The organism is Methanosarcina sp. (genome assembly GCF_035390745.1).
Lineage (GTDB): Archaea > Halobacteriota > Methanosarcinia > Methanosarcinales > Methanosarcinaceae > Methanosarcina.
The window spans coordinates 17,537-31,620 of the sequence record NZ_DAOOUJ010000037.1; the positions used below are offsets into that span (position 1 = coordinate 17,537).

Annotated in this window: 11 protein-coding genes and 1 pseudogene; 9 read left to right on the forward strand and 3 right to left on the reverse strand. The window is 39.8% G+C overall.

The genetic code is table 11. The features are described from left to right. Positions 1-19 precede the first annotated feature (19 nt). The 8 genes from PLL47_RS09600 to PLL47_RS09635 all read left to right on the forward strand — a co-directional run bounded on the left by PLL47_RS09600 (position 20) and on the right by PLL47_RS09635 (position 9,194). On the forward strand, positions 20-634 hold the full coding sequence (locus PLL47_RS09600; protein ID WP_324445975.1) for a hypothetical protein: 615 nt from the start codon (positions 20-22) through the stop codon (positions 632-634). 615 nt (positions 635-1,249) lie between these two features. Continuing rightward, positions 1,250-1,489 (forward strand): hypothetical protein, encoded by a 240-nt coding sequence (locus PLL47_RS09605; RefSeq protein ID WP_324445976.1) that lies wholly within the window; start codon positions 1,250-1,252, stop codon positions 1,487-1,489. Next, positions 1,490-1,783 carry a hypothetical protein gene (locus PLL47_RS09610; protein WP_324445977.1) on the forward strand — a complete coding sequence of 98 codons (294 nt, stop codon included), beginning with the start codon at positions 1,490-1,492 and terminating at the stop codon, positions 1,781-1,783. It begins immediately after the preceding gene. A gap of 17 nt (positions 1,784-1,800) precedes the next feature. Next, the gene (locus PLL47_RS09615) at positions 1,801-5,391 is read left to right on the forward strand and encodes a hypothetical protein (RefSeq protein WP_324445978.1); all 3,591 of its coding nucleotides are present in this window, start codon (positions 1,801-1,803) and stop codon (positions 5,389-5,391) included. A 1,168-nt stretch (positions 5,392-6,559) separates the two neighbouring features. After that, positions 6,560-7,225, forward strand: a complete 666-nt coding sequence (locus PLL47_RS09620; RefSeq protein WP_324445979.1) for a recombinase family protein — start codon at positions 6,560-6,562, stop codon at positions 7,223-7,225. 111 nt (positions 7,226-7,336) lie between these two features. After that, complete coding sequence (locus tag PLL47_RS09625; protein WP_324445980.1) at positions 7,337-7,744, forward strand: hypothetical protein; 408 nt, start codon at positions 7,337-7,339, stop codon at positions 7,742-7,744. Continuing rightward, positions 7,741-8,817 carry an nSTAND3 domain-containing NTPase gene (locus PLL47_RS09630; RefSeq protein WP_324445981.1) on the forward strand — a complete coding sequence of 359 codons (1,077 nt, stop codon included), beginning with the start codon at positions 7,741-7,743 and terminating at the stop codon, positions 8,815-8,817. Before PLL47_RS09625 ends, PLL47_RS09630 begins: the two co-directional genes overlap by 4 nt. 104 nt (positions 8,818-8,921) lie before the next feature. Beyond that, positions 8,922-9,194 (forward strand): hypothetical protein, encoded by a 273-nt coding sequence (locus PLL47_RS09635; RefSeq protein WP_324445982.1) that lies wholly within the window; start codon positions 8,922-8,924, stop codon positions 9,192-9,194. A 268-nt stretch (positions 9,195-9,462) separates the two neighbouring features. On the opposite strand, the pseudogene PLL47_RS09640 reads toward PLL47_RS09635, so the two are convergent. Then, positions 9,463-9,717: pseudogene (locus PLL47_RS09640) on the reverse strand (macro domain-containing protein); the annotation flags it as partial. 462 nt (positions 9,718-10,179) lie between these two features. Here PLL47_RS09640 and mtaA point away from each other — a divergent pair. Then, positions 10,180-11,199 carry a methylcobamide:CoM methyltransferase MtaA gene (mtaA, locus tag PLL47_RS09645; RefSeq protein WP_324445983.1) on the forward strand — a complete coding sequence of 340 codons (1,020 nt, stop codon included), beginning with the start codon at positions 10,180-10,182 and terminating at the stop codon, positions 11,197-11,199. A gap of 213 nt (positions 11,200-11,412) precedes the next feature. Here mtaA and mtaB read toward each other — a convergent pair whose 3' ends face one another. Both mtaB and mtaC read right to left on the reverse strand, forming a co-directional pair. Next, the gene (gene mtaB, locus PLL47_RS09650; RefSeq protein WP_324445984.1) at positions 11,413-12,798 is read right to left on the reverse strand and encodes a methanol--corrinoid protein co-methyltransferase MtaB; all 1,386 of its coding nucleotides are present in this window, start codon (positions 12,796-12,798) and stop codon (positions 11,413-11,415) included. A gap of 13 nt (positions 12,799-12,811) precedes the next feature. Then, the gene (gene mtaC, locus PLL47_RS09655) at positions 12,812-13,594 is read right to left on the reverse strand and encodes a methanol--corrinoid protein MtaC (protein ID WP_324445985.1); all 783 of its coding nucleotides are present in this window, start codon (positions 13,592-13,594) and stop codon (positions 12,812-12,814) included. Positions 13,595-14,084: the final 490 nt, after the last annotated feature.

Below are 14,084 nucleotides of genomic sequence, written 5' to 3' on the forward strand. Positions count from 1 at the left end.
TAAAAAGGAGTGGGTAATAATGTTACTTAACACACGGGAAGCTAACGGCAGTATTGAACTTAAATATTCTTTATTTGAGGAACCTAACGGTTTTCAGAGAGAATACACAAAGAGTGTGGTCTTGAGCACTTTACCACACAATTCTCTAATACTCACAGATGACACAGACAGGTTTGAACGGTTTGAAGTAACGGTTGATGAATTAATAAATCTGATAAAAGTACACGGAAAACCTTACAATGAAAATATTCAGAATATTAGTTCATGGAATTGCGAGACAGAAGACGTTGAGACTTTAAAATTGTATATAGAGAGAGCAAGGGTAAGGGCTAAAACCGAAAAAGAAAAAACTGATGTAGATAAAGAAGTTGAGAAACACAAAGAAAAGTACGATAAATATGTTGTTATGAGTGCGACTTTTTCAGAAGCATATGATATGTTAGGTTTTGATAATGTAGAAAATAACCTAATAGCCTGTGATTATAAAGGCGATTGTCTTCTTGAGAAAGAACCTAATTTTTTTTATTCAAATGAAAATGTGAAAAGTGAGTTGGTAATAATACATATCAGCGAGTTGTTAGAGAAAATTGAAGAATCTGATTATTTCGAGTATATAAGTTCAAAAGATGATTAAATCATCTTTCTATATTTTTTAAATCTGGCTATTTTCCATTGACCTAACAAGTCAAAACCTCAGAATTCTAAAAATCAACTCTACCAATTACGTTTCTTGTATTTGCTCTTTTAGACAGTTCATAAGCATCGGTTGGCTTCATCTATATTTATAAAAACTGCTTAAGTATTCATGGTGTGGACTAAAAGCTTTAAAACCTGTTAGAAACGTATAGCAAAGTTAACTGACACTGATTCTTCTTTTTCTTCCTATAACTTACTTAAAATCTACGTAGGTTATACGCAGCTTCTACGTTACTGAAATAAACCATTAACTAGAGAATTAAAGTCTGATTTTATCTGATTTTATTTGACGTAAAAGCGTCTATTGTAATATTTTTTAATCTAAAACACATATTCTATACTACTTTAAGTACTATAACAACGTATAATTATGTATAAAGAAAGTTAACATGGAGGGAGTTAATGGGTAAGGTATTTTTGACCAGTTCAGGTTCTTTGCTTGCTACGCTTAACAAATCTTATTGCAAGAAATTAGGCATCAGGCAAGGCACTGAGATCAAACAGACGTTAATAGGAAATAAAATAATTGTTGAAAAATTGTGATGGTGGGATCATGAATCGAGACAAGTTAATTGATATGATTTTTATGCCTGTTGTCTGCCTGATAACACTAATCAATGAAAAATTACGACCAAATTATTATGAGGTTTATGATGAGTGGGACGCAAGAGAACAGTATGAGAAAAGAAAACAAATGACGAAGAAAAGTAAACATGCTAAAAAACCAAAAATAAATAAAGAAGACATGAAAAACGCAGCAGAAGAGTTTTCAAACAGTATGAAGGTGAATTAAATGGTAACAAAAACGAAAAGCACACAGAGGAAGTCACAGAAAGTAAGTGTGGATTACATCATAACTGCCAGCTTTGCCTATGGTCCGTTTAAAAGTAAAAGGGCTGCAATTGCTTACAAGAGAAAAGTATCTGGTGTCAAAGGTGCTGCAACATCTGCAATAAGTAAAGTCGCAGGTGGATACAAATTTAATGCCAGGCTGAGGATTGGGTGCAAAACAGGGGATAAGGCCAAAGCACTTAATGCAGTCAAGACAGGTGCTCCAAATGCAAGGGTAAGCATATCAAAAGCTTAAAAATGGGGGTGTAGCCAATGGCTACAGGTCACGCCACTATAAAAGGCAGAAATGGGACTTCCACAAGTGGTAAAAAAGTTTCTGTGTATTCTCCACAGTACAGCGCAACAACAGGTAAAAAAGCTCCGGACCGTGAAACGACATCGTACGAAGAAGCACAAGTACAGATGGCGGCTGCACAGACAGAAATTAAGGCCAGTTCTGAGGGAGTCACATCCTACTACACCAAATTAACCAATGCACAGAAAAAGAAGAGAATGGAAGAGTACCAGGCAAGGCTTAAAGCCGGTAAAACTGGACGCTCTCAATCAACACAGCATGTAAAAGCCTATGAAGACCGGAACAAACATGTTGCGTCAACTAAACAAACTGTTTCTGTGACTCCTCTACTTGACAAATCTGGGAAAGCTATCCAACAGATTCAATTAGGTAAGGGCAGCAGTCACATTGTCGGGATTCGTGGAGTTCAATATAAAACCGATGCGAAAGGCAATCCCACAGACACAAAGGTAATTTCTGATACTTACCGGAATAAAGCATACACATATAGACAGCAGACCGGGAAACAACTGTCAATGTCTTCGGGCCTACAAGCAAGTGTTGGAAATGCTGTACAGTCTTACTTATCGACTGCATCTGTTGAGAAAGTCAATAAGCTGAACTATTATGCTTCGCTTCCAATCACAAGCGGCACAAATGACTGGCAGAAAAATAAAATAAAGCAAGCAAGAAACTTTATTCTAAATGCAACACCCAAGAATGAAAAGGCTTCTGTGGTTGCTGAATATAAACGCTTTGATACTGATATTCAGAAGTACAAACAGGAGACAGGATATTCAAATAAAAAGATTGTCGGGATACTAACAGGAAAAGCAGATTCAACGACAACAACCGCTTTTGGTGCTGGTACAGTTGGTTGGAATACAAAACCAGTAAGTACCAAAGGAAAAACACAACCGTTTAAAACGGTAAAACAGCTCAAAAACGAAGAACTAGATAAAAACATAGCTGAGTTTGCAGGTAATAACAAGATAAAAGCTTTCATTGGGGATGTCTACAAAGTCACTTCAAGCGTAGAAAACATGAAAGATCGTTCTGCATTGAAGCATGAGCAGTGGAATAGTGGACATGAAAAGGCTATATCAGGTAAAACCCTGACATGGTCACAGAAACCTGTTAACGCTCTAACTACCTTACAAAATTACACTGAAAAGCTTGTGGACGATGCAAAGCATCCATATCTAGCAATTCCAGAGAACACAGTTCAAATGATTGAAGGTGTTCCAGCCGGCTTGTTAAAAGCTGCAGATTATGGAATTCAAACAAAGGGAAAATCTCTTAAACCACAAGCAATTGATTTTGTGCAGAGTACCATAGAATTTCCATTTGTGGTACTTGGTGCAGGTCACAGGGTACTAAAGCCAGGTGGTACCAAAGATTTCGAGGCATTGCAGACATTATCAGACGCTTCTGGTATGCTTCTGCTAGGGAAAGCTGGTATTCCGGCCACTAAGAAAGCTGTGGGTGTGCCTTTAAAAGCAACAGGTAGAGCTACAGGGCTTATACGTGATAAGACAGTTTTAATCAAAAACCAGCCTTATCATCCGGTAGGATCCCAGGCCGCAATGATTGAAGCTGTCACAAAAGCCGATAAAATATCAGGTACAAGGGCAACATCTGTTAATTATATTTACCAGCCAGTTCAAGGCTCTCCTATGGGTATTAAAACACATATTAACCCAATTACCGGCAACCAGTTCACTTGGGGGAGAGCTGTAAAGAAACTTCAAGGATTGCAAGAACAAACCTTAACCAGGTATAAAGAAGCTGGAAGGATTGGGGATGATGCCTACGCTGCACCTGTGCACACCTCTTACATGGTACCAGACCTTACAAAAAAGCATTATGAGCAGGTTGGGGGTCACTTTATTGATAAGCACAGAGCATTGAAATTTAAACAAGAAATTCAACTGCTTGAAGACATTCCTACTGTGGCTTCGGAACTCACAGAATTGCATAAAAAAGCAATTAGTGATTATGCAAAGACCGGCGAACTGGACCCTAAAGCATTTCAAGACATGCAAACGAGGGCAGAAGCAAAGTCAAAGCGGATTGGTCAACCAGTCGCAACAGTTACCCCTAAAACAGGTGCAGGATTTATAAAACCTGAATTAGAGGTTTTGTTGGTCTATGGTAATGAGATGTCCACTAAAATAACATCCTCAAAAACAGTTGGTTATACTGCATCTGGTGTGAGAATCAAGAAACTAAGGTTCGGAACACAGGAAGCTGTAAAAAACAAACTGTGGATGTTAGAAAACTTACAGTACAACTGGAAGAACTTTGCAACTGGTAAAGGTGAATACGTTAAAGGTATGTCTGAGTTTGCCAATCGAAAGATTGCAGAAGAACAGGGTATTGCTTTAATGAAGCCTAACCAGTACAGGAAACACGGTACAAGCCACACAGTACCTGTAGAAACCAACATTGTGAAACTGTGGAAAGCATCGCCTGAATTACAAAAGAAATATAGCCTTAAAGAATTCCGGGTTGCTGCCAGGTTACACGATGAAATGAGAATATACGGGACATCTAAGGCAGGTGAAACAGAACCTATTGCACACGGTCCGGCAATGGCTAAAGCCATAAGAACTGGTAGAATAAAAGACAAAGAATTGCAAGCCTTACCGAAAGCATCACAGCTCAGAGTTGCAAAAGCAATTGAAACCCATATGACTATTAAACCATTGAGCACAAAAGCACCTATCCAGGGATTGAAAACAATATTAACACGTCCTAGTGACTTCCAGAAAGCTTTAGCAACTGCTGATAGGCTGGCAAGAGCACAGGAAGTAGGTCACTTAAGGAAAGGAATGGTGTTTAAGCTACCGGAAGAAACTGCAGGATTTAGAGCAAAGAATCTTTTATCAGATACAGCCAATATGCGCGGCTTTGTGTCAGATACAACGGCAGAGCTCTTACCAAAAAGAACAAAGCTTACCGGACTAAAACCCCAAACCAGAACAGCAAAACAAAAGAAACCGTCAAGTGCAAGGCAGAGCAAGGATGTAGTAAGGGATTATGAATATAGTAAAAAGAGATCTAGTTACTATAGTGCTATAGTACCTTTAACAGTTGCCTCTGTACCTTTGCAGAAACTTGATTATGAATATAAAAAACAAAAGGATTCAAAGTACGTTGTACCTGTAGGGAGTGGTTATAAAAAAGCTGGAAAAGCTGAGTATAAATCAACTGGTTACACAGGTAAAAAGTCATCTAAATATACACAGAAAACAGACAGCTATAAACCTGTATCAGGTAGTGGGTATAAACGTCTGCCAACATCCACTAAACCGGCAACAACTGGTAAAAGTGGGTATAAACCTAAGACATCTGATAAGAAAATCATTATTCCTCCAATTGTGAGGAAGAAAAAGTCAGGTGAAACAAAAGATAGGCAGGTCAGAACCTTCCAGAAAGCACACAGAACGAGAAAGAATACGATGGGAAGCTTTGAAACGTTATTTGGCACTTCTGTGAGATTTAAGAAACCTGCAAAGCGAAAGACAATTAAAAACCGAACTGTAAAAACAAAAGGAAGGAAATAAACCTTCCTATTTCTTTTTAAAACACACGTTTATTTTTTCTCTCTTACGTTTTTAAACTTTGTTTTTTGTCTGCTTATTTCTTTACCTGTCACAGAGTCATACTTTATCCACATACTCAACCTTGGATAAAATATTTGGTAACGTTCTTTTATTTGACCGTGTAGACCGTCTATATCACGTATTGCTATACAAAATCCCCCTTAAGACCTGTAATAAGTTAACTGTATTGATATTATTTAACAGTTTTGAAAACATGCCTGACACTTTGGTGAAATCAAGGAAACCTATTTCAAAAGGAAGAAAACAAATCCTCTCTTTTCTTTTTTGTTATTAACCAAGCATAAAGAAACCTTCTTTTCATGCTTTTTAAAACAATCATTACTTGTTTGACTGTTTGCCTTATAGCTGAAGAGTCTTTTAAGAAACAGTTAAAAACAAGGATTCTCACAACTCCTTTCTAAACACGGCTCAGAGTCGAAAATGAACTTTGTTTAACATACTTTACCGATACGGATTTTATTTTAGAGTTTGTAAAGGTTAATAGCAAAGCTCATGTTTGAAACTGAGATTTTCGACTTGCGTTCTAAAAGGAGTCAATGAAGCCAAATAGAGCCAGTTTGTAACGTTTACCGTCACTGATTATTTTTACTATTTTTTATGGTTAGGGATATTTGCCCTACCTAATAAACGTATAGGCTTCAAAGAATCCCACAGAACTTAACACAGGCTTAATCTTAGGTTATAGGTTGAGAGTAAATTGGAGAGCTGGGGTATTTCTTCAAAGGGTTGTTTTTTAAAGGCTTGTTGGGCTTTAAATCAGGTTGTTGTGTATAAACCTGAACTTGGGTATGTGTTCATTCGTGGCTGAGTGAACATTCAAAGATGGTTTATACACAACACATTCTATAATTAGTTTGTAAGTTATTAAATGTTCTCACTTTAAACAATAAAGCAAACACTTTAGTATCTAAATCTAAGAACTGTTTTTAGTTACTATACACTAAAAGATATACTTTTAAGTGAAAAGCATGTTTTGTTTTATTATTCCTGTGTAATCGAACAGCGTACCTTATTACATCATACAGGAAGTTATATATACTTTAAAAGCCTATATTATAGTATATACATTTAATTGTCAATTAATGACTGCATATATGGAGTGGATAGATTGGATAAGCTGTGTGCAATTTATGCAAGGGTTAGCCCTACAAAGCATGTAAAAATCAATAACCTACACGCTTCGCTTGTTGAGGCACTGGAAATATGCAGGGCAGATGCAGCAAGGGACGGGTACAATATCACAGAGGAGTATATTGATGAGTATGTGTCAGGCAAGTCATCTAAACTCATGACTAACTTCAATAAAATGCTGGAAGATGCCAGGGCAGGAAAGTTCACCAGGGTTTACAGTCGCAGGGTAAACCGTTTTGGCAGAAACAGAAATGATATGTTAAGAGCTCAGATTGAGCTTGATGAACTCGGAATAAGTCTAAAGTTTGTTGAGAATGGGATTGATACATCTCAACCTTTTGGTAAATCAATCATGGCTATGATGGCAGAGTTGGCACAAATGGAAAGAGAAGAAATTCTTGAAAACACTAAGAGAGGCCGAGAGGCAAGGAAAGAAAAAGGTTTGCCGTTTGGGCCTAAACACAAGGAACTGAAAACCTTATCCATAAAACAGGTAAGAGCAAACAGATTACTGCCTGTAACTGATAAAAATAAATATACATGGACTCAACTTGAAGAAATCACAGAAGTTAAAAGATCAACTCTTATCAGGAAACTGAAAGAAGAGGGGTACTGGGATTATACAAAAAGAGAGGTTAAATAAACGTCTGGTCACAATCCAAATGATTTCTTTCAATGTGACCACATGAAAATAAAAATTTTCTCATGAAACATGAAGAAACATTAAGGCTAAGAATAAGGGAGTGAAAAAACGATGGAACAAACTGATGATTCTGTGAACGTTGGGGGTCCAGAATACGACTCAAAGGACGACTACATAAAATCACTGGCTAACTTGTTTTACAAGATTAACGGTGCTGCAGATTGCCGGGATAAATCACAACTTGTGTGGCTATTGGATTATTATGTGGACATACTGATTAACAGAATGATTGACCCAAACGACAGGGAAGCAATGCGAGAAGCAAAGAACACATTGTTTGAAGTAGAACAGGATAAAGAACTAAAAAAAGAACGGCAGAAGACCAAAGAAAAATCTATACTTTCAGTAGACGGAAGGCAAGATGCTAGTATTGCAACAAATAAAATAATTTTTGGTGAACTTATCACCTACTTTGACAGGTATTACGGCTTTGAAACACAGTTGGCGGTGATGTTGTGAGCACAGAAATACCAGGGATCAACATGTCAAACCCCTTCTTAAAACGGATCATGGAAGCCAGGGAAGCAACCAAGTGTAAATGTGAGTTCTGTGACTTCATCGGAAACGGTATTCTTGACCTACAGGACCACATAACCAAGAAACACCCGGATAAGAACCCTTACATTGATCCTCTCAGGGAAGTTAAAAAGCTGTACCTGAATAAGGACGCTCATAGGTTGACTATGGGAGAACTATTCGGCTCCAAGATCACCAGCAAACATAACCAGAACTGTATCCTGAATATCGTAGGAAAACAGGGTATGGGTAAATCAAATGCTGCTCTGTACATAGCCACAAAAACGAGTGAGTGGATCGCACAGCACAAAGGTGGAAAGCCAGAGGACTATTTCACTATAGATAATTGTGCAATCATGGAACTGGATACTATCATACCAATTGTGAAGAATATAGACAAGAAAAGATACAATATCTTTATTCTGGATGATATAGGGGCTTCTTATGGAGCTAGGGACTACCAGAACGTTGTAAACAAAGCATTCAACAAGATTATCCAGACGTTCAGGGATTCAAACACTCTGGTAATTCTGACAATGCCTGATGACTTCCTGATTGACAAAGTCCCAAGAAAGCTGGCACACTTCCAGATTGAAATGACGACCCAAGTATTTCACAAGAATGTTTCAATAGGTAAGCTCTCAGAGGTAAAAGAAATTTATAAAGCTCATAAAACCATATATCCGTTTGTCTGTGAGAATGGAGTGAAATACACCCGGTGTTTGTTCAGGCTGGTAGAAGGGCCACTACACAATGAGTATGAACGCAGGAGATCTGAAATAAGAAAGAGAATGACACAGGATTGTATAGATACTGTGGCTGAAGCCTCTGACAAAGTTGAAGAAGGGAAGGTTAAGCAGGTTCCTAAGTATCAGGCAATATCTGAAAAAGTGTATCAGAAGACTTTAGAGAACCCTAAAATCTCACAGAGAAAGTTAGCTGAAGAATTTGGCTGTAATAAAGCAACCATCAAACAAGCTATTGACCATGCAAAACAGCAACTAGGGGAAGAATAACCCTTTTTGCCCTATAATCCAGTTAAAATCATATTAGTCAACTTCCGACCAACCGGACAGAACACACATTTGCATTTAAAGTAACAATATAAGAGGGATATACTATGGTATGGGATACAAAAGACTTTGAGAGACTCACAAAGGAATATGATCTGGTATGTGCGAAGCTTTCACTTGCAAAGAGTACCAGCAAGTCTGCTAGAAGTGAAATGTCTGAGAACCAGAAATTAAACACACAAGAGTATCGGGTAGCCTGTGAATATGAGGACAGGGTACTTGAAACCCTAAATGAAATCGAAATGCTGAAAACGAAAGTGTTCAACTCACTGAATGAGTTAGACAAAAGGCTTAAAGAAATAAATGTTAGAAATATCTAACAATCCTTAAATACTTTGGGAGCGTATATATAAGTGAGCACAGTTTATGGGGAGTTCTAAAAACCCCTAAAAACGTTTTCTTTCCTGATAAAGCCTGTAGCCTTGCGGGCAAGTCATCTCTCACACGGGATGTGGGGTAGACCTTTCCCATATCCCGGCTATTCTGCTTTTCTATATCTGTGTTTTCTTTTAGCTGTCAAACATTTCTATTAATTCGAATTCTTTATATACAATTAATCCCCAATTAGTGCTGTATAGCCTAATAGCTAAAAACAGGACCAACTGTATGTATAACGTATTTTGCAGGCAGAAGGTGCCCTGATGTAATTTTTGCTTCTCCTGTAGGGCAGCCGTTAAGAGTTCTGCATTCTTCTAGCAACCCGGGACCCGCTGCCCTGTGAATGGCTCCATCCACTCCTCCGCCTCCGAGAAGCGTATTATTTGCCGCATTGACAATGGCATCCACTTTCATTTTCACTATATCTCCCTCAAATATCCTTATTCTATCAGTGTTTAGTTTCATACCAGATTCCTTCTCTATTCTCTTATTTTTTTACACAGCTGATAAGGGGGTTTGTCCTGTACTTTAGAATTTTTCGGTGGCGGATTTCATATAGCATATTTGTCTACTTATTTTACGTCCTCTTTTCTTAAAGGTCACAGTTTTTTGATTCGTATGCTCCCAAACAATGATATAGCATAAAATCCAGATTATATTAGTCAATCCGAAAACGGGGATTTCGGTGACCTGCAGGCTTAATTGCCCGTTGAATAAGCTCTAAAATTTTATATGCCTCAAGGGGTTACCGGGGCAATCCTGCTATAAAAACGACTTCTAAATTAAAAAACTCTGAACGGTCATATTTATCGCCAAAATAAATCAGCGGTAAAAACATGGCCGGAAGATTTTCTTAAACATATTTCTTAACTGTGGCTATATACAGCCAGAATATATCTCTGAATTATTTCGATGGGGAGACTAACCATGGGTGATATGACACTTAAAGAGAGACTTTTAAACGCGCTGGAAGGAAAGAAAGTTGACAAAGTACCTGTTTGTTCTGTAACTCAGACAGGAATTGTGGAATTAATGGATGAAGTTGGAGCTGCCTGGCCGGAGGCTCACTCTGACTCTGAAAAAATGGCAAAACTGGCGATTGCAAACTATGAGCTCAGCGGGCTCGAAGCTGTAAGGGTTCCATACTGCCTTACCGTGCTTGCAGAAGCAATGGGCTGTGAGGTCAATATGGGTACAAAGAACAGGCAGCCTTCTGTTACGGCTCATCCTTATCCCAAAGACCTTGAAGGTATGGAAATGCCTGAGAACCTTCTTGATAAGGGCAGGATCCAGGCTGTACTCGGCGCGATTAAAATTATCCGAGAAAAAGTAGGATCTGACGTGCCTGTTATTGGGGGAATGGAAGGTCCGGTTACCCTTGCATCAGACCTTGCAAGCGTGAAGTCTTTTATGAAATGGTCTCTGAAAAAGCCTGAGCTCCTTGAGCAGGTACTGGACTTCGCGACCGAAGCCACAATAAGCTATGCAAATTCTATGGTAGATGCAGGTGCAGACATTATTGCCATTGCGGATCCTGTAGCATCTCCTGACCTTATGAGTCCCGACTCTTTTAAAACTATGCTTCAATCGAGACTCCAGAAGTTCTCCTCAAGCGTTAACTCGGTTACAGTACTGCATGTCTGCGGCAATGTAAACCCCATCCTTGACTATATGGCAGACTGTGGCTTTGAAGGTCTGAGTGTTGAAGAAAAGATCGGGAGTGCAAAGAAAGCTAAAGAAATACTCGGGGGCAGAGCAAGGCTTGTAGGAAACATTTCAAGCCCGTTCACTTTGCTTCCAGGTCCGGTTGATAAAATAAAAGCTGAGGCCAAACAGGCTATTGCAGATGGCGTTGATGTGCTCGCACCTGGCTGTGGAATTGCACCTATGACCCCGGTTTCTCATATTAAAGCTATGGTAGAAGCAAGGAACGAGTATTACGCTTGATTTTTTAAAAAACAGATTCTTAATTTTTAATTTCATTTTTTTAAAGGACTTCCAGACAGGCTGCTGGAGGCTTTCTGCAAGTTATAGCTTGAAAACCGGTGGCTGCGGAGGTAAGAATGGGTATTTTCCGGCCATTTGAAAAAAAGGGCTTCGAAAGCTGCCTTTGAATTTGCAAGTGCAGCTGCTTCGAGCCTTGAAATGGTAAATTTGCTTTTAGAGGCCGTAGTTCTCCGGCAGGAAGACTTTGACTTCCTTTTTATATTTGTCAAGGCAGTCGCTCATGAACTTTTCCTTGTCGTCGGTAAGGGCTTCGAAAGCTGCCTTTGCATTTGCAAGTGCTGTTGCTTCGAACCTTGAAAGGGCGAGTTTATCTTTTGCTCCCTCTTCAACGATTTTAATGCATTCGAGAGCGGCATTCTTGGCACGGAGGTATATATCATTTCCATCCTTGACGATTGCCTGCCCGACTCTGTAGGCGTTCGGGTATGCGAGTACATAGCCCTGCGGGTCTCTGTTTATGTCAGAAGCCACGAACATGTCTCTCAGTACCTTTTCATTGCCTGACTCCAGGGCGACGTTCATGAGAGCACAGTCGTATGCAAGGGTCTCGGACCAGCACTGAACTGTTGTACCGCCGAATTCACCGTGGTATTCAACAGATTCGTTGGACCAGAGGTCACAGCACTGCATGACCAGGTTGCCCATAAGGTCGGAGTGAGCACAGGTTGAGGTCTTACCTTCCTGAGTTATGGGGACGCCTGCAATGGCCTTTACGATGGTGTTCTCGTAGCCGCAGTCTTTTCCAGGGCCCACTGCGCCTGCTTCGTAAGCAACGAGAGACCTGGGGGCGGAAATTGCCCTTGCGATAATTGCAAGTGTGTGGGCGAGGTTCTTGTCAAGGAGACCGCCTGCGATGAACATTGCGGTGTTTGCCTGGGCACAGTCTGTGTCACCAGCTGCAACAGTGCCGGTTTTCTTTGCAATTGCTGCAATGTCGGACCAGATCATTTCCATGTCCATACTGCCGAGAACGCCTATGCCGTAAAGTACTCCAGCCATGTCGTTTCTGAGAATTGCATAGTCGAATACTTCTTTACCTCCCATTGATTCAACGGACAGGAGGTCAGCACCGGATTTTGCGCATTCTTCGAAAGCCTCGAGGAAGACGGAGTACTTGTCGCCTCTGAGCTGGAGGAAGTCCCTGTTCTCACGGATATCACCGATTGTGTGGCGGAGGGCACATTTTATGCCGTATTCATCATGGTAATCTTCCATGATGGTTTTCTGGGCATGTGCAACTGCTGCTCCCCAATCAGGGTGATTGGACATCTGCTGGACGTGTTCGGTTTCAAGCACAACAGATGGAGCTCCAATCTGAACCATCCTTGCCATGATGTCTGTGGTGATCCTTTCATACTCTTTTACGAGCTTCTCTTTGGATGCACCTGCTTCAGGTCTCGGGGCATAGTTAACTTCGGGAGTTGTGTATCCGGCACCAATTTCAAGTCCAAGTCCTGCTTTAACGGGCTTGACAGCTTTTCCGAAAACCATGTCATCTGCTTTTGCATAAGCCATTTTAGTAAATCTTGCTACTGCCATCTACTCCACCTCCTCAGTGTTTATGGAATTTCTCCCTCAATTTTACGATGTTGTCGCCATGCTCCTTAATGAAATCAGCCATCTTCGGGGCATCAGCTGCTTCTTCACCATACACTCCAAGTTCGTACTGAGATACGAAGTCCTGGTTAACAGCACCACCACCGCATGCAAAAGGAATTCTATAACCTTTTTCAAGGAGCTTGTCATTAACTTCCTTAAAGGCATACATGGTTGTGGTCATAAGGGCTGTACCGGTGAGCATAAGTGGATTCTCTTTTTCCACAGAAGCTATGACTTCATCTACAGGTACATCTCTGCCCAGGTCTACTACATCGTATCCGTTGGCTCTGAGCAATGCGGCCACAATATTCTTTCCGATATCATGGACGTCACCTTCAGCAACGTGGCAGACAACTTTTCCTTTGACCGTTGGTGCTTTTCCTGCCTTCTTCTTTATGAATTCGATACCTTCCAGCATAGCGTCAGCAGACATCATGACGTTTGGCAGGAAAATGACTCCTTCATCGTAAAGTCTGGTGACTACCCCCATACCAACCATTAACGCGTCATCAATAAGGGAGATTGGGTCCTTTCCAGAGCCAATGGCTTTTTCCAGCCCTTCCACAACGTCATCTTCTTCGCCTTCGAAAATGGCTTTTGCTATCGGGTAAACTAATTTGTCTTTTGGATAAAGTTCTTCTGCAGCTTCTTCTGGTGTCATTTGCTTTTCCATTTTTACATTGTAGCGTACCAGAATCTTACTGGGATCAATTTGTATCAAATATCTAACCTCCATTTAAGCTCTTGAGGAGCAATCCCTGGTTTATAGGGGCAAAAGCAGGGTTAAAATAAAAGTTCCTGGTAAGATCCTAAAAAGCCAAGATGCCATCTAACTTCCCCATTTTTAGATACGGACACCTAAATATGATCTAAATAGGTATTAATTCCCAAAATCTTCCCAATTTATTAACGGGACTTACAACTCCCCTTAATTTAATTGTGACTCGATATATATAAGATTCACTGAGCAAGTTTAAGGTTCTGAGACTGAAAAAAGGTAATTTTAGTTCGTCAAGGTATCGTGTTTTTTCATTTTATATAATTAGATTTTTTTATCACAATAAACACGAATGTACATACTGTTAGTGTGAAAACAGTAGTAATCGTATCTTAACATGGTAGAAATATATTTTTGAGGTAAGAATAATTGTTCCGAAGAACTTAATACTGAATATTTCTCTATACACTGCTCTCGTTTGTTTCTTCTATGTTTTTAAAATCAATTT

Excerpts from the sequence above, each read along its gene's own strand:
- PLL47_RS09605 (WP_324445976.1), top strand. The coding sequence starts at position 1,250 with ATGAATCGAGACAAGTTAATTGATATGATTTTTATGCCTGTTGTCTGC.
- PLL47_RS09600 (WP_324445975.1), top strand. The coding sequence starts at position 20 with ATGTTACTTAACACACGGGAAGCTAACGGCAGTATTGAACTTAAATAT.
- PLL47_RS09610 (WP_324445977.1), top strand. The coding sequence starts at position 1,490 with ATGGTAACAAAAACGAAAAGCACACAGAGGAAGTCACAGAAAGTAAGT.
- PLL47_RS09635 (WP_324445982.1), top strand. The coding sequence starts at position 8,922 with ATGGTATGGGATACAAAAGACTTTGAGAGACTCACAAAGGAATATGAT.
- PLL47_RS09625 (WP_324445980.1), top strand. The coding sequence starts at position 7,337 with ATGGAACAAACTGATGATTCTGTGAACGTTGGGGGTCCAGAATACGAC.
- mtaC (WP_324445985.1), bottom strand. The coding sequence starts at position 13,594 with ATGGAGGTTAGATATTTGATACAAATTGATCCCAGTAAGATTCTGGTA.
- mtaA (WP_324445983.1), top strand. The coding sequence starts at position 10,180 with ATGGGTGATATGACACTTAAAGAGAGACTTTTAAACGCGCTGGAAGGA.
- PLL47_RS09615 (WP_324445978.1), top strand. The coding sequence starts at position 1,801 with ATGGCTACAGGTCACGCCACTATAAAAGGCAGAAATGGGACTTCCACA.
- mtaB (WP_324445984.1), bottom strand. The coding sequence starts at position 12,798 with ATGGCAGTAGCAAGATTTACTAAAATGGCTTATGCAAAAGCAGATGAC.